The 21142-nt window shown below is 39.0% G+C and carries 19 protein-coding genes and 1 other annotated feature; of the genes, 13 read left to right on the forward strand and 6 right to left on the reverse strand.

Translation table 11 applies throughout. The features are described 5' to 3' along the window. Nucleotides 1-2 precede the first annotated feature (2 nt). Nucleotides 3-923, forward strand: coding sequence for an oligopeptide ABC transporter permease (gene opp4C, locus ACEQ1T_RS21775; RefSeq protein WP_206835302.1), 921 nt, complete (start codon nucleotides 3-5; stop codon nucleotides 921-923). Between the two features lie 508 nt (nucleotides 924-1431). Beyond that, a complete protein-coding gene (locus ACEQ1T_RS21780; protein ID WP_206835304.1) occupies nucleotides 1432-2178 on the forward strand; it encodes a YjbA family protein in 747 nt (248 codons plus the stop codon). Nucleotides 2179-2366: 188 nt separating this feature from the next. Here ACEQ1T_RS21780 and trpS read toward each other — a convergent pair whose 3' ends face one another. Beyond that, on the reverse strand, nucleotides 2367-3353 hold the full coding sequence (gene trpS, locus ACEQ1T_RS21785; RefSeq protein ID WP_206835306.1) for a tryptophan--tRNA ligase: 987 nt from the start codon (nucleotides 3351-3353) through the stop codon (nucleotides 2367-2369). Nucleotides 3354-3453: 100 nt separating this feature from the next. Next, nucleotides 3454-3672, reverse strand: a binding site (T-box leader). A 613-nt stretch (nucleotides 3673-4285) separates the two neighbouring features. Between trpS and ACEQ1T_RS21790 the strand changes: the two genes are divergently transcribed. The 6 genes from ACEQ1T_RS21790 to ACEQ1T_RS21815 all read left to right on the forward strand — a co-directional run bounded on the left by ACEQ1T_RS21790 (nucleotide 4286) and on the right by ACEQ1T_RS21815 (nucleotide 11502). Beyond that, nucleotides 4286-5932: a peptide ABC transporter substrate-binding protein gene (locus ACEQ1T_RS21790; RefSeq protein WP_370224722.1), complete on the forward strand. Its 1647-nt coding sequence runs from the start codon at nucleotides 4286-4288 to the stop codon at nucleotides 5930-5932. Nucleotides 5933-6026: 94 nt separating this feature from the next. Next, nucleotides 6027-6962 (forward strand): ABC transporter permease, encoded by a 936-nt coding sequence (locus ACEQ1T_RS21795; protein WP_206835310.1) that lies wholly within the window; start codon nucleotides 6027-6029, stop codon nucleotides 6960-6962. After that, a complete protein-coding gene (locus ACEQ1T_RS21800) occupies nucleotides 6962-7879 on the forward strand; it encodes an ABC transporter permease (protein WP_370224732.1) in 918 nt (305 codons plus the stop codon). The genes ACEQ1T_RS21795 and ACEQ1T_RS21800 overlap by 1 nt, the downstream gene beginning before the upstream one ends. A gap of 12 nt (nucleotides 7880-7891) precedes the next feature. Beyond that, entirely contained in the window at nucleotides 7892-8959 is a 1068-nt protein-coding gene (locus ACEQ1T_RS21805; RefSeq protein ID WP_206835313.1) for an ABC transporter ATP-binding protein, read from the forward strand. A 2-nt stretch (nucleotides 8960-8961) separates the two neighbouring features. After that, nucleotides 8962-9897: an ABC transporter ATP-binding protein gene (locus ACEQ1T_RS21810; protein WP_206835316.1), complete on the forward strand. Its 936-nt coding sequence runs from the start codon at nucleotides 8962-8964 to the stop codon at nucleotides 9895-9897. A 399-nt stretch (nucleotides 9898-10296) separates the two neighbouring features. Beyond that, on the forward strand, nucleotides 10297-11502 hold the full coding sequence (locus tag ACEQ1T_RS21815; protein WP_370224723.1) for a putative glycoside hydrolase: 1206 nt from the start codon (nucleotides 10297-10299) through the stop codon (nucleotides 11500-11502). Nucleotides 11503-11617: 115 nt separating this feature from the next. Here the strand turns inward: ACEQ1T_RS21815 and ACEQ1T_RS21820 are convergent, their stop codons facing one another. Continuing rightward, entirely contained in the window at nucleotides 11618-11806 is a 189-nt protein-coding gene (locus ACEQ1T_RS21820; RefSeq protein WP_159868752.1) for a hypothetical protein, read from the reverse strand. Between the two features lie 249 nt (nucleotides 11807-12055). Here ACEQ1T_RS21820 and ACEQ1T_RS21825 point away from each other — a divergent pair, with 249 nt between their 5' ends. The 5 genes from ACEQ1T_RS21825 (at nucleotide 12056) to pepF (ending at nucleotide 17878) form a co-directional block, all read left to right on the forward strand. Beyond that, the gene (locus ACEQ1T_RS21825; RefSeq protein ID WP_206835321.1) at nucleotides 12056-12631 is read left to right on the forward strand and encodes an N-acetyltransferase; all 576 of its coding nucleotides are present in this window, start codon (nucleotides 12056-12058) and stop codon (nucleotides 12629-12631) included. Nucleotides 12632-13094: 463 nt separating this feature from the next. After that, a complete protein-coding gene (gene spxA / locus ACEQ1T_RS21830) occupies nucleotides 13095-13490 on the forward strand; it encodes a transcriptional regulator SpxA (protein ID WP_009331204.1) in 396 nt (131 codons plus the stop codon). 416 nt (nucleotides 13491-13906) lie between these two features. Continuing rightward, complete coding sequence (gene mecA, locus ACEQ1T_RS21835) at nucleotides 13907-14569, forward strand: adaptor protein MecA (RefSeq protein WP_206835324.1); 663 nt, start codon at nucleotides 13907-13909, stop codon at nucleotides 14567-14569. Between the two features lie 179 nt (nucleotides 14570-14748). Further along, nucleotides 14749-15942, forward strand: coding sequence for a competence protein CoiA (locus ACEQ1T_RS21840; protein WP_370224725.1), 1194 nt, complete (start codon nucleotides 14749-14751; stop codon nucleotides 15940-15942). Nucleotides 15943-16060: 118 nt separating this feature from the next. Beyond that, complete coding sequence (gene pepF, locus ACEQ1T_RS21845; RefSeq protein WP_370224727.1) at nucleotides 16061-17878, forward strand: oligoendopeptidase F; 1818 nt, start codon at nucleotides 16061-16063, stop codon at nucleotides 17876-17878. A gap of 582 nt (nucleotides 17879-18460) precedes the next feature. On the opposite strand, the gene ACEQ1T_RS21850 is transcribed toward pepF, so the two are convergent. The 4 genes from ACEQ1T_RS21850 to ACEQ1T_RS21865 all read right to left on the reverse strand — a co-directional run. Further along, nucleotides 18461-19336, reverse strand: coding sequence for a ClpXP adapter SpxH family protein (locus ACEQ1T_RS21850; RefSeq protein WP_206835331.1), 876 nt, complete (start codon nucleotides 19334-19336; stop codon nucleotides 18461-18463). Beyond that, entirely contained in the window at nucleotides 19333-19737 is a 405-nt protein-coding gene (locus ACEQ1T_RS21855) for a globin (protein ID WP_206835334.1), read from the reverse strand. Before ACEQ1T_RS21855 ends, ACEQ1T_RS21850 begins: the two co-directional genes overlap by 4 nt. 229 nt (nucleotides 19738-19966) lie before the next feature. Next, a complete protein-coding gene (locus ACEQ1T_RS21860; protein ID WP_206835337.1) occupies nucleotides 19967-20608 on the reverse strand; it encodes a lytic transglycosylase domain-containing protein in 642 nt (213 codons plus the stop codon). A 32-nt stretch (nucleotides 20609-20640) separates the two neighbouring features. Then, on the reverse strand, nucleotides 20641-21142 hold a 502-nt coding region (locus tag ACEQ1T_RS21865), incomplete at its 5' end, for a CYTH domain-containing protein (protein WP_370224730.1).

The raw sequence follows: 21142 nt of genomic DNA on the forward strand, positions 1-21142 counted from the left end.
GTATGGAACCATCAATTTCACAGCAAACTTCGCCTGGTTTAGCAGACCCTGTTAAACCGCCGAAGAGTCAATCACCATGGGCTCTCGCCCGCCGCAAGTTTTTGCGCAATAAAGTGGCAATGATCAGTCTGGTCTTCCTGCTGCTGGTCTGTGCAATGTCCATATTGGCTGAGCCGCTAACTATGCCGGTTGAGGAGACAGCTAAGATCAATTTAACACAAATGAGCAAAGAACCATCTGCTGATCACTACTTTGGCACCGACAAGTCAGGCAGAGACGTTTTTGCCAGAACTCTGCATGGAGGCAAGACTTCACTCTTGCTTGCATTCTCTATCACACTAGCTGTTATTACTATTGGTACTCTTGTTGGTGCTACTGCGGGATATTTTGGCGGCTGGGTCGATAATGCCCTAATGAGATTCACAGACTTTATGATGAACTTTCCATTCCTGCTTTTTGTTATCGTATTAAAATCAATTTTTATCGAATCAAGTACAGGAACCCTTATATTCGTAATAAGTGTACTCAGCTGGACAGGAACTGCCCGACTTGTTCGAAGCAAGGTCATGGCTGAGAAGGAAAATGAATATATTATGAGTGCTGTTTCCATCGGATGCTCTGCACCAAAGACCATCTTTAAACACTTGCTGCCGAATGTAATGTCAACCATTATCGTTCAGGCGACCATTACACTGGCAGCTATGATTGTAGCTGAGACAGGCCTAAGCTTCTTGGGATTCGGTGTACCGATCAACATTCCTACCTGGGGGAATATGCTTCAGGAAGCAAGAAGTCCGGATGTTTTGACCAGTAAATGGTGGATATGGATTCCGCCAGCTGCTGTTCTAACATTTACAATCCTATCGATCAACTTTATTGGAGAGGGCTTAAAAGATGCCTTCAATCCTAAATCCAACAGATAGCAAAGAAACGCCTATAGTCAGGCGTTTTTTTGTTGTCTTTAGGACAATAGCTTGTACATATCCGAACAAATTCCTTCATATACATGTAAAAAAGGACTGGGAGTGAGTTTATGGCAGCATTAAAACCTTTTGGGACTCACGCATATAGTAAAGAATATGTTATTTAGGGCATTTGGGCTTTTAACCGGGTTTGGGATTTCTGTTTCAGGAGGAGTCAGTGTAATAGGGTATTTAAATTTGCTTACAACTGGCCATACCTTCAAAGAATATTTCGATTTTATTATCTCGCGTCCAGAATGTTATCTGCTTCCGATCGGAATCATTATAATAACTTTAAGCATATATTTTCCTTATACTAGTGAGAATGAATAGAGGGAAGGTATTTATTACAGCAATGTCATTCCAAAATTTATTACAAAAAATGGATTGCAAGTGCAATATAGGAATAAATTTACTTCCTACTGCCCATACTGAGTGACAAATAGTTTGTTGAAGTGGGGGTTGAAAAATGTTGTATCTTCATGATGTTTGGGTGAATTGGTTTGAAGGAGAAGAGAATGGATACAATGTATGCCATTTTCATGAATGGAGAAAAGATGATGGCGTAGAACTGCTTGATCAGGTTCCGCTGCTGAAGATTGACCCGGTTCTATTTAATTATATTGAAAACGATCTTTCTGAGCTGCCACAACAACTGCTAGATGATATTTATCAAAAAGCTTACTTAAGGAAAAATCATGAACGTATTCAATTGGAGTATTGTTTTGTAGTTTCGGATGGGACAGGCATATTGGCAGTCGATACAATCGGCTATAATATCCCTATCAGGAAAAGCAGACTTATCCCGCGGCAGGAGCAGCTGGCATATGAAATGCTTGAAAATCAGGAAACGGCAAACTATTCATTTAATGATCAAACAGCATTAAAGGAATTTCATATTCTTTCTCCATCTCCGGATTTGATGGCAGGCCTGACGAGAAAAGAAAGACAGCTTAAGCAGCTGCTGTTTATGGCGCTGGATCAGCTTCATTCCTCCAAAAATGATGCTGAAATCCGTTATTGGTATACGGAGTGGAGCCCGGAACGCTATTCCAAAATTCAGTCAATGAACTTCGAAGAGGCATGGTATGAACTTTACGATGAAAGTAAATACGGCTGGTCAGGTAAACACGAGAAGTTTTGTGAAAACTTAATAAAAGGACAGCCGTTTTTTGAGAAGTTGTGGGAAATGGAGCACGGTCCAAAAGTGAATTAGAAAAAAACAGCCAAAAGGCTGTTTTTTATTTAAAGAAAGGAATGTATAAATTCTAAACTTAGATAACTGTCTAGCTCCAGGCGCCATCGGCTCGCGATCATAAGCCAATCCGTCCAAAAGGTTAGAGAACAACCTTTTAGCCGGCTTGTCTTATGCTTGTCTCCGAAAAGTGGGCGCTTCCGCTTTTCTTATCTCTTTCGGCCGAGTCCCATGGCACTTTCCATTTTTTTAATCATTTTGTATGCAGCCTTATTCGCTTTTTCAGCTCCCTGATCAAGTACCAGATCAAGTTCTTCCGATTCCATTAGCGCATAATATTTATCCTGAATAGGTTTAATTGCTCCAACAACAACATCTGACAGGCCGGCTTTAAAATCTCCATATCCTTTGCCTTCGTATTCCTTTTCAATCTCCGCAACAGTTTTCCCTGAAAGGATTGAGTAAATGGAAAGGAGATTGGATACTCCCGGCTTGTTTTCCTTATCATATTTAACGATGCCTTCAGAATCTGTTACGGCACTTTTTATTTTCTTTTCAATTTGTTTTGGATCGTCTAATAACGATATAAATGACTTTTTATTAGGATCAGACTTGCTCATTTTTTTTAATGGATCCTGAAGGGACATAACCCTCGCGCCTGTTTTGGCGATTCTGACATCAGGAATAGTGAAGATGTCGTTGTACTTCTTATTGAATCTTTCTGCAAGATCGCGAGTTAATTCCAGGTGCTGCTTTTGATCCTCTCCAACTGGGACCAGATCAGTGTTGTATAGCAGGATATCCGCAGCCATCAGAGGTGGATAGGTCAGCAGTCCTGCAGATACAGCATCTTTACCTTCTGATTTGTCTTTGAACTGGGTCATGCGTTCGAGCTCACCGATGTAGGAAACACATTGCATCATCCATCCCGCCTGGGCATGGGCTGGAACTTCCGATTGGATGAATAGGATGGATTTCTCAGGGTCGATTCCAACAGCCAAATATAGAGCAGCCAGGCTTCGGATGTTTTTTCTTAATTCCAGTCTGTCCTGTGGAACTGTTATTGCGTGCTGGTCAACAATGCAGAAATAGCAGTTGTAATCATTCTGCAGTTCAACAAATTGCTTCATGGCACCGATGTAATTTCCAAGGGTTATAGTCCCGCTGGGCTGGATGCCGGAAAATATAGTTTTCATGTTTTTCCTCCTTTAATCGGCCTAAAAAATCATGAATTGACAGGCAGTAAAGAGCTATTTTGGTGCTGAAAGCATAAAAAAGAACCATTCGTCCCTATAAAATAGGGACGAATGGTCCGCGTTGCCACCCTAATTACTCAAATACTGAGTCACTCTGCCCTATGCAGAACAATGCATAGGTCCCCGATAACGCAGGGTAACGCCTGAAAAATTCAGAAGCTCAAAAGTCCATTCTATTTACCGGGCTGCCTGTTTGCACCTTCCACAGACTCTCTGCTAAACCCTCAGTAAATGTACTAATCTTTTTCATTGCCGATTAAATAATTTATTTTTATTTATATTATATAATAAGTTAAACTATCCGGATACAAAAATCAAGTTAATAAAAGGAAAATGAAAGTCACCGATAGCCTCCAATATCGGGTTGGATTTTACAATATATGGGTGGTTATTCCTATTAAAATAGCAAAAAATCTTAAAATGAAAAATTTTTTTATTATCTCAAAAATCTTAATTTATAAGACTTTTTGACGAAAAATGTCATACTCGATTGAATTGCATGTACAAAAAGCCACTTGCAATAAGTTTTTAAACTATTTATAATAAACGTAACAAACATATTCTTTACGAATTTGTTACATTTAAAACAAAACTATATCACTCCAGATAGCGAGAGTATGGTGCATATTGAGTAAGTTTATAGCTTACATCTTATAGATTAATTCTTTTAATCTGAATTATCAGAATATAGGGATAATCTATCTTTAAGAGAATATAAACTTGCTTTTTTTGTTGCCTTCTAAATAGTCTGCAATTTTTTTAAATTGAATTAACAGACTATTTGAGCAATATATCTGGGGCGCACAGTTGTGTTTTTTGTGAATCGCAAGCGTAAGAGTATTGTTTGAGGAAATTAATAGGGGGTTAATACCGTGAACAAAAGATTATCGATCTTTTTTAGCATGCTGCTAGTGCTAAGCATGTTCCTTGCTGCGTGCAGCGGCGGCGGAGACAATGCTGATGGCGGCGAAAAAGGCGGAGATGACGGCGGAAAGTCCGATGTACCGCAGGAACTACGAGTAAATATCAACACTGAACCACCATCTTTAAACCCAGGTTTAGCACAGGATTCAACTTCTGGAACTGTTCTTCGAAATGTCTTAGAAGGTCTTACTCGCATCAATCAAGATGGTAAGCCTGAAAATGCAATGGCAGAAGACATCAAAATTTCTGAAGACGGAAAAACTTATACATTCACAATTCGTGATGCTAAATGGTCAAATGAAGACCCAGTAACAGCCAAAGACTTTGAATATGCTTGGAAGTGGGCATTGGATCCTGCTAACAATTCAACATATGCATACCAGCTTTACTACATTGAAGGCGCTGAAGCTTTCAATACAGGCAAAGGTGAAAAGGATGCTGTTGGCGTTAAAGCTATCGATGACAAAACTCTAGAAGTAAAATTAGTAAACCCTACTCCTTACTTCGAAGAATTAACAGCTTTCTATACTTATTTACCGGTTAACAGCAAAATCGCAGAAGCTAACCCAGAATGGGCAACTGATGCTGGTGAAAACTTTACAACTAACGGGCCTTTCCATATGGTTGAATGGTCTCACAGTGACAAGATTGTTCTTGAAAAGAGCAAAACATACTGGGATGCTGAAACAGTTAAGCTTGACAGCATTGAAATGGTTATGATCAATGATCCTAATACTGAATTATCTATGTTTGACAATGGTGAACTAGATTGGGCTGGAGCTCCAACAGGTGCCCTTCCAACTGACGCTATGCAGGCTCTTAAAGACGAAGGCCGCTTAGTGACACAGCCAATCGCAGGTATTTACAATTACAAGTTTAATACAACTGTAGAACCATTTAATAACGTTAATATCCGTAAAGCATTTGCACATGCCATCAACCGTCAGGAGCTAATTGATAACATCCTTCAGGGTGAACAGCTTCCAGCAATGGCGATTGTCCCTCCATCAATGTTTGAAGAAAACGAAAAGGGTTATTTCCCTGACAATGATGTAGAAAAAGCAAAAGAATATTTACAAAAAGGTCTTGAAGAGCTTGGATTGAAAGATGCTTCTGAACTTCCAGCTGTAACTCTTTCTTATAATACTTCTGAGGCGCACCAAAAGATTGCCCAGGCAGTTCAGGATATGTGGAAGCAGAATCTTGGTGTTGAAGTAACTCTAGATAACTCAGAGTGGAATGTATACCTTGATAAATTAGACCAAATGGATTACCAAGTAGCTCGTTTGGGCTGGTTGGGTGACTTTAACGATGCAATCAACTTCTTAGAAATGTACCGTGACGCTGATGGCGGTAACAACAATACTGGATGGGAAAGCAAAGAGTTCCAGGATCTGCTTGCTAAATCTGCAACAGAAACTGACCCTGAAGCTCGCCAGCAGTTATTGAAGGATGCTGAAGCAATCTTCATGGAAGATATGCCAGTAGCTCCAATCTATTTCTATACTAATAACTGGGTACAGGCTGAGAACCTTAAAGATGTTGCAGTATCCGGCCTGGGTGATGTCCAGTATAAGTGGGCACACTTCGAATAAACATAGCTAAACTTACGAAAGGTATATGGGATGCACAATCCCATATACCTTCGTTTCTGATTAAGGCATTGTAATAAATTGGAGGTGTTTGACAATGGCGAAATATATTGGAAAACGCTTGGTGTACATGCTTCTGTCTCTATGGATGATTGTTACAGCAACGTTTTTCTTCATGCGCATTGCACCCGGAAACCCTTTTGCATCTGAGAAAAAACTTCCTCCCGAAATTGAAGCAAACCTGAATGCCCACTTTGGGCTGGACAAGCCATGGTATGCACAGTATTGGGAGTATCTGGTTCGAATTGTCAACTGGGATTTTGGACCATCATTTAAATATAAAAGCCAAACTGTAAACGACTTGATTAATGAAGGTTTTCCTGTTTCATTTCTTCTTGGAATGGAGGCCATTTTTATCGCCGTTGCAGTAGGAGTTCTCTTAGGAATCATTGCGGCATTAAAACATAATAGATGGCCGGATTACACAGCGATGATTGTAGCTGTCTTAGGTATCTCTGTACCTTCCTTTATCATGGCATCATTCCTGCAATATTTCCTGGCAATAAAAATGGGTATTTTCCCTGTTGCACGATGGGAATCATTTATGCACACCGTTCTTCCAGCCGTTGCACTGGCTTCGACACCGATGGCATTTATAGCCCGGTTAACTCGTTCGAGCATGCTTGAAGTTCTGGCGAATGATTATATTAAGACTGCTAAATCAAAAGGTTTAAGCAGGGGAGTAATTACAGTAAAACATACGGTCCGTAATGCCCTTTTACCTGTTGTAACATATATGGGACCATTAACCGCAGGTATTTTAACAGGAAGTTTCGTTATTGAAAGAATCTTCGGTATTCCTGGACTTGGTGCACACTTTGTAACAAGTATCAACAATCGTGATTATACGGTAATTATGGGTGTAACAGTTTTCTACAGTATTCTGTTGCTTGTATCTATTCTCCTTGTTGACATTGCATACGGAATCATCGACCCACGCATCAAACTTGCTGGCGGGAAGAAAGGAGAGTAATTATGCAGATTTCGAAAGATAAGTTCAAGTTAGTCGGAACACAGCTTGGTGAAGCTGAAAAAATTTCAAAGCCTAGTCTTTCTTTTTGGAAAGATGTATTTATTCGATTTCGAAAAAACAAGCTTGCCCTGTTTGGATTAGTATTATTGGGACTGCTAATCTTCATGGCAATCTTTGGACCATATATGACTCCATATGATTATGCATCTAATGATCTGGGCAATAAAAACCAGCCGCCTTCTTCTGAACATTGGTTTGGCACAGATGATCTTGGCCGTGATGTATTTGCCCGCACATGGGAAGGTGCACGAATTTCCATCTTCATTGGAGTTGCTGCAGCTGTAATTGATTTGATTATTGGTGTACTTTGGGGCGGTATAGCCGGTTATAAGGGCGGACGCACAGACGAGGGTATGATGCGCTTTGCCGATATTTTATATGGTGTACCGTATTTATTATTAGTAATCTTGTTAATGGTTGTGCTAGGACAGGGATTGTCTACTATGATCATAGCAATGTCCATTACAGGTTGGATCAATATGTCCCGTATTGTCCGCGGTCAGGTGTTATCTCTGAAAAATCAGGAATATGTCCTGGCAGCCAAAACGCTTGGTGCAAATACAAGCAGAATTATGGGCAAACACTTAATTCCAAATTCAATGGGACCTATTTTAGTCACAATGACGCTGACGATCCCTTCTGCCATTTTTACTGAAGCATTTTTAAGCTTTATTGGCCTTGGATTAACACCGCCGATAGCAAGCTGGGGAACAATGGCCAATGATGGATTGCCGGCTATGCGTTACTACCCATGGCGTTTATTCTTCCCTGCTACGTTTATCTGTTTAACGATCTTTGCTTTTAACGTAGTTGGCGATGGCTTGCGTGATGCTCTAGATCCAAGAATGCGTAAATAAAGGAGTGAGAACATGGAAAAATTACTTGAAGTAAAAAATTTAGAAGTCTCATTCCAAACATATGGAGGTACAGTAAAAGCAGTCCGGGGAGTCAGCTTTGACCTTCATAAGGGAGAGACGCTAGCGATTGTTGGTGAATCTGGGTCAGGCAAAAGTGTTACTTCCCAGTCTATTATGAAGTTAATACCTATGCCGCCAGGCCGAATTTCAGGCGGGCAGATCCTGATGAATGGTGAAGACATTGTACCTAAAACAGAAAAACAAATGGAAAAGATTCGCGGTAAAGAAATCAGTATGATTTTCCAGGATCCGATGACGTCTTTGAATCCAACGATGAGGGTTGGAAATCAGATAATGGAAGTGCTGATTAAACACCAAAATATGACGAAGACTGATGCCAAAAACAGAGCAATTGAATTACTGAGACTTGTTGGTATTCCGATGCCTGAGAAAAGAGTGAATCAATATCCACATGAATTCTCTGGCGGTATGAGACAGCGTGCCATGATTGCGATTGCTCTTGCAGCCAATCCAAAGCTGCTTATTGCTGATGAGCCGACAACAGCACTTGACGTTACTATTCAGGCGCAAATCCTGGAGCTTATGAAAGATCTTCAAAATAAAATGGATACTTCCATCATCTTTATCACGCACGATCTGGGTGTTGTTGCAAATGTCGCGGACCGTGTTGCTGTAATGTATGCTGGCCAGATTGTTGAAATGGGCACTGTGGATGAAATTTTCTATGATCCGCGCCATCCTTATACATGGGGATTACTTGCATCAATGCCAAGCTTAGAAAATGATGATAAAGCTGAATTAGCTGCAATTCCTGGAACACCTCCAGATCTGACGAATCCTCCAAAGGGAGACGCATTTGCAGCCAGAAATCAATATGCACTAGCAATTGACTTTGAAGAAGAGCCGCCAATGTTCCAAATTTCAGAAACACATTTTGCAAAAACTTGGCTGCTTCACCCGGATGCTCCAAAGGTTGAGCCGCCGGAAGCAGTAAAAAGACGTATGCGCCAATTATCCTCCACATTTGAAAAGCCTGTATTAGTGAAGGAGGGAAAATAATAATGGCAGAAAAATTGCTTGAAATTAAAAATTTAAAACAGCATTTTAATGTAGGCCGTCCAAATATGGTAAAAGCAGTTGATGGGATTACTTTTGATATTTTTAAGGGAGAGACCCTTGGACTTGTAGGTGAGTCTGGCTGCGGTAAATCAACTACTGGACGAACCATTATCAGATTATACGATGCAACAGATGGTCAAGTTCTTTTTGAAGGTGAAGATGTTCACGGCAAAAAGTCTGCAAAAGAACTAAAAAAGTTTAACCGGAAAATGCAAATGATTTTCCAGGATCCTTATGCTTCCTTGAATCCGCGTATGACTGTAGCCGATATTATTGCTGAAGGCATCGATATCCACGGTTTGGCAAAGAGCAAAAAGGAACGTATGGAGAGGGTTTATGAGCTTCTGGAAACAGTTGGTTTGAACAAAGAGCATGCTAACCGTTACCCTCATGAATTCTCTGGAGGACAGAGACAGCGTATCGGGATTGCCCGCGCGCTTGCGGTTGACCCGGACTTTATTATTGCCGATGAGCCAATATCAGCATTGGACGTTTCCATCCAGGCTCAGGTAGTAAACCTTATGAAAAAACTGCAGCGTGAAAAAGGATTAACATACCTGTTTATCGCTCATGACTTATCTATGGTTAAGTACATCAGCGATCGTATTGGTGTAATGTATTTCGGCAAACTGGTAGAGCTTGCGCCAGCAGAAGATTTATACGCCAATCCAATGCATCCATATACTCAATCACTGCTTTCTGCTATTCCTCTTCCAGATCCAGAAACGGAACGTGCCCGCAGAAGAAAGTCTTATGACCCAGCAGTCCACAATTACGCTGACAATGAAGAGCTGGAAATGCGTGAAATTACTCCGGGACATTTTGTTTACTGTTCTGAAAAAGAGTATAACGAATTAAAAGCCCAATATGCCAAATAACAAAAAACGATCTCTACTGAGATCGTTTTTTACATCCTGGAAAAGTAAGTGTTTGCTATACTTATGCTTATCCTTTTTGATAATAAAAAGGAGTTACCAAGATGTATGTTGCTCAGTCAAATATGTAGAGAGTAGAAATATCTCTTTAGCACGTTTATTCGCTAATGTAAGCTTTAGTATATAATACAACATTTTCTAGAATATTACTATTAGAATTTTCGATTATTTATATTTTTCCGTCAATTTGTCTAATTAAGCAGCATTTTAATATTTTTTTAATATTATTGGTTTAAAGAACACTAAAAAAGATAATTTAGTATAAAGACAGTTCTTAATTCTTTGAATTAATCTTATAATGGAGGAAACAACAAGCAGAACTTCATAAAGGGGGCATCACATTTGAAAAAGTCAGTACCTCTTGCTGCTGCCTTAATGTTAGTGTCAGGTCTGTTCATTTCTGCCCAATCCGGGGATGCAAAAGAACAGGAAACCGAGGAACCAGGCCAAAACCCGCAAAGGGAACATGTTTCGCTTGTAAAAGCACTGCCAGAAAAAATAAACCGGTTTCAATTTGATTCTGGCTATCATTTTCAATATCCTGATGCTGTAAGAGGGATATATGTTACCGGACATTCTGCAGGCGGCGAAAAGTTTAATAACCTGGTGAATTTGATGGATGAAACCGATTTAAATGCGATGGTAATCGATATTAAGGACGATTGGGGTAATCTTACTTATATTCCTGAAGATAGCTCACCATATCATGAAATTGGAAAACCTTACATAAAGGATTCAAGTAAAATCCTGAAAGTCATGGAAGATAAGCAAATATATCCGATTGCACGGGTAGTTGTTTTCAAAGATTCTGTCCTGGCAAATAAAAAGCCGGAATGGTCTTATAAGGAAGGAGACAAAGTATGGAAAAATGGCAGAGGTGAATCATTTGTTAATCCATTTATAAAAGAAGTTTGGGATTACAATGTGGGAATTGCAATTGAAGCTGCCAAAATGGGATTTCAGGAAATTCAATTTGACTATGTCCGGTTTCCTGAAGGGTTTGAACACCGCGATAGCTCTTTGAAATATAGTATGGGTGAATATAAAAATCTTAAAATAAAAAATGTGCAGAAGCGAGTAAGCGCTGTAACAGACTTCGTTGAGTATGCAAGGAAAGAGCTTGAGCCATATGGAGTAAAGGTATCGGTTGATATCTTTGGTTACACGGCTACCCTCCCTGAAGCTCCAGGAATTGGTCAAAATTTTTCTAAGATCTCAGAACATGTAGATGTAATTTCTTCTATGATTTATCCAAGCCACTGGACTTCCTATTTTGGAATAGCCAAACCAGATCTGGAACCTTATAAGCTGGTTTCTGAATATGCAAAGCTTGAGAATAGGAAATTGGAAGAGTTGGATAGTCCGCCTGTTTCAAGACCGTGGCTGCAGGATTTTACAGCTTCTTATTTAGGAGCCGGAAATTATAAGGAGTATGGAAGAGCCGAGGTTGAAGCTCAAATAAAGGCATTGAACGAACAGGGAATTAATGAATTCCTTTTATGGAATGCGGGTAATTCGTATACACCAAAAGTGGATTATACACCATAAAAGCCAGAAAGAGGCCGATTATTTTGGCCTCCTTCTGGCTTTGTTTATCAATAAATTAAGTTACATATCATTTGACACCAATCTTGAATGCGGTATCATAGTATAGAGGCATAGGTTACTGCTTTTTCTTACCGCCTACGCTTTTCCATCCAGTCTGCACCCTTGCAGATTGATCCACGAATTCGGATTTATTTTTACCGCCAAACACCTTTTCTCCAATACCATTAGTTAGTACACCTAATAAGGCAGTAAATCCAATTATGAGCAGTGCAACAATTGTTAAATCAGTTATGTAACCAACCATGATAAACCTCCATCTTTCTTTTCACAGTATCCTGTGATTAGTGTATAAAACATCCCTAATCTTATTTTATTCGAAATTTTCCAGTATTAAAAGGGGTAATTCCACAAATACTTTATCTGATTGGAAATAGTATAAAAGGCTAAAGCATAAAAGTGAGTGGAAAGGAAAGCTGGGAGCTTATCATGCTGGAATAAATATTCATGTTCAATAAACAGTTTATCGTTTGTGAGCAAAAAAAGGAGAAGATCCATGCATTGGTATGAAAAACTGAATCAATATTTCCCTATTGAAGAAATGAAATCGAGAGAACATATGGAAACCTTATTAAAGGAACGGTCAGACATTTATCATAAAGATGAAGGTCAACACCATGTACTTATGTATGTGGAATTGGATAACTTTGTGTTTATTGATTATCTGTTTGTTTCAAAGGAATCCAGAGGACAAGGGCTTGGCCATAAATTACTTCAAAAGCTGAAAGCCAAAGGCAAGCCGATCATTTTGGAAGTTGAACCAGTGGATTATGAAGACACGGATACAGAGAAGCGCCTTCGGTTCTATAAAAGAGAAGGGTTTGAGCATGCACAATCAATCGGATACAGCCGCCGGTCTCTTGCAACAAATGAAATCAATACAATGGAAATTCTATATTGGTCTCCTGAGAATGAAAGTGAAGAAATGATTTATGAAGCTATGAGGAAAACATATAAAATGATACACACATACAGAGATGAACATTTCTATGGAAAGTCCTATCAGCCTGTAGATGAGGTCCTGACCTATGAGGAAAATAAAAATGGGACGGATGTATTGGAGGATCTTTAAGAATTGGGAAAACACAGCCATTTTTGTAAATGGCTGTGTTTTCATTTTCATTTATTAATTGAGAAAATGTTAATATCAATTTTAGGTTTAATCAAAATTAATAAGGGTATACAAAGTATAAATAAAATAATTTAATACATAAAATTCCCTTGAGCTAAAGGCTTAAGAATCTTATGGAAGAAATTATAGCAAAAAAGATATAAAAAAATGAAACTTTTTGCTTGTTCATTCGTCTTATTAAGTAGATTCTAATTCTTAATCCATTTGTTTAATAAATGTTTAATACTTTTATCATATTTATAAAAAGTTATACCAAATAGATATTGTTTGGTGTATAATAAATAATATAAATTCCTTGATTAAAGTTATTTTAATCTAGAAAACTCTAGAAATATTTGATTAAACAAATATAAATCTCAGATAGTTTCATATATGTCTAATTTAAGGAGTGTGAATTTGTAAAATGGTCACATTATACACTTCACCAAGTTGTACATCTTGCAGGAAAGCTAAATCATGGTTAGAAGAACATGAGATTGCCTATAAAGAAAGAAATATCTTTTCAGAACCGCTGTCAATTGATGAAATTAAAGAAATTCTGCGCATGACTGAAGATGGAACCGATGAAATTATTTCTACTCGGTCAAAGACATTTCAAAAGCTTGATGTAAACCTTGAATCAATGCCTCTCCAAGATTTATTTGAGTTGATCAAGGAAAACCCTGGGCTGCTTCGCCGTCCAATCATTCTTGATGAAAAACGTTTGCAGGTTGGATATAATGAGGACGAAATAAGACGTTTCCTTCCAAGAAAAGTTCGCACCTACCAGTTGCGTGAAGCACAGCGCATGGTAAATTAACAGTGGTTTAATTTAAATCTGAAAGATTTGCTCAAGTCCAGATTGTGAATTAACAAACTTATTCAATTATACTTAAAATTAAGAGGCCTTCTTTCTGTTAACAGAAGAAGGTCTTTTTGTTTGTTATGTGAAAAAGAACAAGGAATATGGATATAATAAGAGAATATATAGTTACAGTAAAATTTGATAAGGATGGAAGCTTGGGACAATATAGGCATTTAACGGTTTTTCTAAACATATGACTTTTTAATTCCCTTTATGCTCAATTTGTCATAAAATAAAAGTACAAGGTACAAAATACAGTTTACCTTCAATTAAATCGGGGATTAGCCAATTGATTTACGGGTAAATGGATAACACATGACTGCTGGGGGTATTTAGTCCCTTCAATCATAGCCAGAAGGGAGAGTTGCTGCATGGAAATCGAACGTATTAATGATCATACAGTTAAATTTTATATTTCTTATCTTGATATAGAAGAAAGAGGCTTTGACCGTGAAGAGATTTGGTACAATCGTGAGCGGAGTGAGGAACTCTTTTGGGAAATGATGGATGAAGTCCATCAGGAGGAAGAATTTCTTGTTGAAGGACCTTTATGGATTCAGGTACAGGCATTGGATAAGGGTCTGGAGGTTCTTGTAACAAAGGCCCAGCTTTCAAAGGATGGTCAGAAGTTTGAACTTCCTGTCCCGGATGAAAAAGTGAAAGATTTGCCTGTGGATGAACATATAGAGGAAATGCTCGATCATCATTTCCGTAAATCCGATGAAGATGAGCCTGGATATGAAGGCGATCTTGAGTTCCTATTATCATTTAAAGATTTTGAAGACGTTATTTCATTATCAAAGCAGTCAAGTCTTGATTCCATTACTACAAAGTTATATTCCTTTGAAGGGAAATATTATTTATTCGCAGAGTTCCCTGAAGAGCTTTTTGAAGAGGATGACATAGATAACATGCTAAGCATTCTCCTTGAGTACGGGCACGAAACGAGCACAACAATTCACCGTGTAATGGAATATGGCAAATTGATTATAGAAAATGATGTTTTTGAAAATCTGAGAAAACATTTTAAATAGTTCAGCAAAGCCGATTTCATTTTTGAAATCGGCTTTATTTTAGTAAGGGCATCCGCGTCAGACAATGCAGCAAGAAACGTATGTATATGTTTGTATAAAAAGCTCAAAAAGAATTTGCAGAATATAAAGGAATTTAGCAATTAAATAAAGAACGTTTATCATAGAAAGGAGATGATCATTTGTTAGTTGCCGCAACAGAGAAGGGGGTTCGAATAAGTCTCTTAGGTCCACATAGTATCCCTGATTTACAGCAGTATAGGGAAAAGCACACTTTTTTCTGCCCCGAATGCAAAGAGGAAGTAATTATGAAGATCGGTAATAAGAGAATCCCGCATTTTAGCCACAAAAAGGGTTCTGAATGTCCGGAAAGCTATGAAAGGGAATCTGAATACCATATTTCTGGAAAGCTCCTTTTGTATCAATGGCTAAAGAAAAAAGGGTTAGATCCAATTCTGGAGCCATACTATCCGGACATTTCACAGCGGCCAGATATAAGTGTCCATTTTGAAGGTGTAAATTATGCTCTTGAATATCAATGTTCAATTATCTCAGAGGAGTTATTTAAAAAACGAACAGAAGCTTATTTTCAGTCAGGCATCGTTCCAATATGGATACTGGCAGGAAAAAATATTAAGCGCATTGGGAAAGCAAAAATTTCTTTATCTGGGTTCCAGTACTTATTTCTTCGGCAAACAGCTTCAGACAATTGGGTAATCCCTTCATTCTGCCCCAATTCAAAGTCCTTCATCAATGTCCGCCAAATCCTTCCCTTAACTGTCAGAAATGCCTACGCGCATTATGATGTGAAAACAATCTTCCATGCTGATCCAGATTTTTTATTTGATCCATATTTTAAAAATGATTTAAAAATAAGTGAATGGAAAAATGAAATTCGAAAAATAAAGAATTTCCTTGCTCAGAATAGCAGTGCATATAAAAATACCTTTCTTCAGGAAATATACTCCCGCTCAATTGCTCCTGCTTTACTCCCGCCTGAAATTGGCCTTCCTGTCCGCCATTCTCCATTTATTGAAACCCCGCCTATACAGTGGCAGTCCTACTTGTACATGGATGTCATCGGCAAAGATAGACCGTTTTCTCATGCGCGAATGGTTGCTGCCTTTCGCAATAGGGTAAAGAACAGCGATATTAAAGTCAGGTCAATTCCACTGATTCAAACAGGATCTGAAGTTTTGGCAGTTAAAGAATATATGGATGTCCTTATTAACTTAAACATTGTTAAACAAACTGGAAACGGTCTGTACAAAAGAACTGCGTCTTGTGGAGAGCCTGACCATTCCTCCTGTATTCTCCAAAGAGAGGAGGATTTTTATAGGGGTATCACGCAAAGCATTTTGCAGGGCAATAAATGAAAAAGATCTATTTAACATAAAATAATCAAAGATTTGCACATTCGCTCTTTAAAAAGAAGGAATTTGTTTTTTGAAAGAGAAGATAGTGTAATGGGACTTTTGAATGGAGGATGAATGAATGGCTAATGAGACAACTGTAAAGAAACTGCCAGCAAGGAATGAGATTTCACCAGAAGATACCTGGCGTTTGGAGGATATTTTCCCTTCTGATGAGGAATGGGACAAGGAATATAATGATGTGCAGAAGCTGATCCCTAATGCAGGCAAGTATCAAGGCAGGCTTGGGGAAAGTGCTGAAACATTATATGAAGCGCTGCAGTTCCAAGATCATTTACTCTCGCGCCTTGGGAAGCTTTATACATATGCCCATATGCGTTATGACCAGGATACAACGAACTCATTTTATCAGGGCCAGGACGACAAAATCAAAAATTTATATTCGGAAGCTGCAAGTGCACTCGCGTTTATTGTTCCTGAATTGCTGGCTGAAGATGAAGAGAAGATTGCCGGGTTTTTAGAGGAAAAAACGGAGCTGCAATTATATAAACATTCGCTTGAGGAAATTAATCTTCAAAGGCCTCATGTATTATCTGCTGAGCAGGAATCCCTGCTTGCCCAGGCTTCCGAGGTGCTTGGGGCTTCAAGCAATACATTTGGCATGCTGAATAATGCTGATTTGGAGTTTCCATCCATTAAAGATGAAAATGGTGAAGAGGTAGAAATCACTCATGGACGGTTCATCCGTTTTCTCGAAAGTGATGAGCAGCGTGTGCGCCATGATGCTTTCAAAGCGGTATATGAGACTTATGGGAAGTTTCGCAATACATTCGCAAGTACTCTAAGCGGGAATGTGAAAAAGGATAATTTCAATGCAAAGATCCGGAATTATGAATCTGCGCGCCATGCTGCCCTATCTGCGAACAATATTCCTGAAAGTGTTTATGAAAATTTAGTCAATACCATTAATGATAATCTGCATTTGCTTCATCGATATGTCAAACTCCGCAAGAAGGTTCTTGGGGTCGAGGAGCTTCATTTGTATGACCTTTACACTCCTTTGGTGAAGGAAGTAAAAATGGAAATCCCCTACAATGAAGCAAAGGATCTCATCTTAAAAGGACTGAAGCCGCTTGGCGAGGACTATTTGAAAATTTTAAATGAGGGCTTTGAAAATCGCTGGGTAGATGTTCATGAGAATAAGGGCAAAAGAAGCGGTGCTTATTCATCTGGAACATATGGCACTAATCCATATATACTGATGAACTGGCAGGACAATGTGAACAATCTATTTACCCTTGCTCACGAATTTGGGCATTCTGTTCACAGCTATTACACAAGAAAATACCAGCCATATCCATATGGAAATTACTCAATTTTTGTCGCAGAGGTTGCATCCACATGTAATGAGGCCCTCTTAAATGATCATCTGCTTAAAACAATAGATGATGATAAGAAGCGTTTGTATTTGTTGAATCATTATCTTGAAGGCTTTAGGGGTACTGTTTTCCGCCAGACAATGTTTGCAGAGTTTGAACATCTCATCCATCAAAAGGCGCAAAACAATGAAGCTTTGACTGCAGATTCATTGACGAAAGCATATTATGAACTCAATAAGAAATATTTTGGGGAAGAAGAGATCGTGATTGATGAGGAAATCGGTCTGGAATGGTCCAGAATCCCGCATTTCTACTATAATTATTATGTTTATCAATATGCAACAGGCTTCAGTGCGGCAACGGCATTAAGCAAGCAAATTCTTCAGGAAGGGCAGCCTGCTGTTGACAGATATATTGAATTCCTGAAATCCGGCAGCTCAGATTATCCGATTGAGGTGTTAAAGAAAGCCGGTGTTGATATGACAAGCAGCAAGCCGATTGAAGATGCCTGCAAAGTATTTGAAGAAAAGCTTAACGAAATGGAAAGCCTGCTTTCTTAAATAGAAAAGTGGAAGCGCAATGCCCGCCTACACGTTGTGGGGGGCTTGGCGCTAGACAGTACATAAAAGGTGCCTGGCGTTTCTCGGGCACCTTTTATGTATTGTTCAAAACCCCTTAAATCTCCTTCGGTCATTCAAATATAAAAATAAAATCAGGAGAGAAATAAATAAAATAGGTGAAGTGATGAAAATGGGGATAAGTTTCATCAATCCGAGAATATTTAAAATAAAGGAGAGCAAGATGAGCAGCAGCATCAATAATACAGGCAGTTTTTTCATATTGCATTCTCCTCCTGGCCAAGGTTTACATCCGTATTATTTTATGCGGTTGTCCAGAAAGTGATGACTTGATTTTGACAATATTGTGAAAAAAGGCACAAACTCATTGTCATTTTCTTTCACATCATGATATATTACAGATGTGAAGTTGATCACATGCAAACATTTACCCCTTTTGTTTGGAAGTGAAAAATTTCTCCCATCCCCTTTGTTTGTATAAAAACCCTGAAAAAGCCGTGCAAATGAAGTGCATGGTTTTTTTTCAGCGAAAAAATAAAGCTGTGCATATTGCACAGCTTTACATTACCCTGAATATCTCCAGAAATTACCGTATTTTGCAGGTACATACTCAGCTATTTGCTTTAGTTGAAGCTTTTTCATTTCCCTGTTCACTTCGCTGTCCGACATATTATATACAACTGAGATCTCCTTGCTGGCCACTAGCTTAAAGTATTTTAAGAAATATTCAAGGGGCGGAAGAGGAGCACGCTCAGGTTTAGCAGGAAGCATTTCCTCTAAAATCTGTTCATAAATTTCATATGGATAGTATCCAGTGACTTTGATGCCTTCATCTTCAATATTTTCATTAAAAAAGACAAGAGTGGGTATTTCTTGGACATCCATTTCAGAAGTAATTTTTAAATCGCATTGAAAAGCCTTTGCTGCACTATCTGAATGAATATCAGAAACAAATTCTACTACATCCAGACCGACTTCCTTAGCACAATCCTTTAGCACTTCAAAATGAGACACATTCTGCTTTTCAAGAAATAAGACCTCCTGAAGCTTGCGTAAAAATCTGATGCCAGCTTTTCTCCCTTGCAATTCCGCAGCTTTAATTGCAACCGAAGCCAGGTGCGGGGAAGAAATCGGATTTTCGAACCAGACGTTCCCGTCACATGACATTCCAGAGCGGCTTGCTGTTTTCTCCCATAAATCAGCAATGTTTTCGTAGTTTTGCCTTTTCCCCATATTTAACGTTGCCAGCCTGCCGCTTAATACATGCTTTATGGAAAAATAGCGGCCGTATTCAATCAGGAGCTTTTTTAAGATTGGCTCCAAAGCCCAGCATTCTGGGCAAAGGGGATCAACAAACATATAGACTTCTACGGGCTTTTTTTCACTGCCGTGGCAATGTGGAGATGTAAGCTTGTTTTCATTGGATTCTGGCTTATTCACGAGCTTTCACCTTTCACGCCGTTTTCAGGTGTATTGATCATATGCTGGGCAGTGAGTACAAGCCTTGCAAAAAAGTCTTCTCTCAAGCGGCCTTCCAGCCTAATTTCGTCCATTGCTTCATTCATGCATAAAAGCCAGGCCTTTGCCCGCGTTTCCGTTATGGGAAAAGGCATGTGCCGCGCCCGAAGCATCGGATGTCCATGTTCTGAAGTATATAAAGGAGGTCCCCCTAAATACTGCGTCATAAACTGCTTTTGTTTTCTGGCTGTCTCTGTCAGGTCATCTGGAAAAATAGGAACGAGATCAGGATGTTGTCCTACGCGCCGGTAAAAAGCGTCAATTAGATGGTGAAGTTTTTCCTCACCAATAGCGTCGAAGGGAGTGTGCATTTTCTCGGCCATATTTAAAACTCCTTTTATGAGTTAATTCGTTTGTAAAAAAATCTTCCTATTTAATATTGAGTGGTGTGATCTCTTTATATTCTATCAATGAGGGATTTATATCTCAAACAAATAGCTTACTGAGCCCTTTTGACTATAGTATGGATTAAGCACATGCCGTCAATCCGGAACATTTGCTGAAAAGGTATTGAAAAAGCCGCCCGGTAAATTCGGGCGGCTGAAATAAGCCTTAAGCCATAAACGATGAGGTAACTTTCTTTATGTAATTCAGTGTTTCTCTAAAAGGCGGGACTCCTCCGTATTTATCTACATTTCCAGGTCCGGCATTATAGGCAGCCAATGCAAGTTCAACATTATCCCCATACCTGTCCATCATTTGCCGTAAATATTTGACTCCGGCAAAAATGTTCTCTGCAGGGTCGAAGATATTTTTAACGCCGAGCCCCTTGGCTGTATCAGGCATAAGCTGCATCAACCCGGAAGCACCTGCATGGCTTACTGCATTCGGATTGAAGTTTGATTCCTGTTTAATGACTGACTTAATCAGATTAACTGGTACATTAAACAGATCTGATGCTTTTTGAATCAGATCATCAAAATCACTTTTTGAAGTTTTGGCAAATTTGGTTAGTTTTAGGGGGGGAAGAGCTGCAGCTGTATGGGTATCTGTTTGTAAAGCGCTAATATAAGGTTCCAGAGACGCAACTGCTCCAAGTCCACCTGTGACTTGATGAGATGAACCGGGACTTTCCGGAACTAACCCGGCCAATAGCTCTTGAAACAGAGGATTTGAAGTGTTCGTTTGCTTAGAACTATTAAATCCTTGCAGTGCCTGCAGCTCCATCAATATTTTTAACTGATCTACGTTCATTATATTGCTCCTTGGCAAAAGCTGTAATTCTATTAAGCCTTTTGCTGTCTGTATTTTTCGTTATAAAATCTCTTAATTTTATTTTCGGTCTTCCTGACAGGAATGTTAAGCTGTTTAAGCAAATTTAGAAAAGTCAATTCACCTTCATTCCTGTTATCCACTTCATATTCTAACTCAAAATCTTCCTTATTTAAATAGCTGCTGTGATCAAGAACAGCCAAACCTTTCATGTACTCCTTTTCGGCACGTTTTGTTGCGAGAGTACCAAAGTATTGAAGTCTATCTGTCTTTATGCCCAGCTTTTCTATGGATATTATTATCTGTTCTTTGGGAATTTTTCCAGTCTGGATCATCTCTGCAGCTTCGGACTCAGTAATGTTTTCATTAGTCTCTAAAAGCCCTTCAGGGTGGGGCTGTTTAAGCGTCAATTCAAATGAGCCGTTTTTCTGCCTAATCCTTAAGGCACTCCCTTTAGACTTCAATAAAAAATCCGGTGTATCAAAGTAATGATTCTCCTGTTCAGAAAAATCCTCG

Origin of the sequence: Cytobacillus sp. (assembly GCF_964223445.1) — a bacterium.
Lineage (GTDB): Bacteria > Bacillota > Bacilli > Bacillales > Cytobacillaceae > Cytobacillus.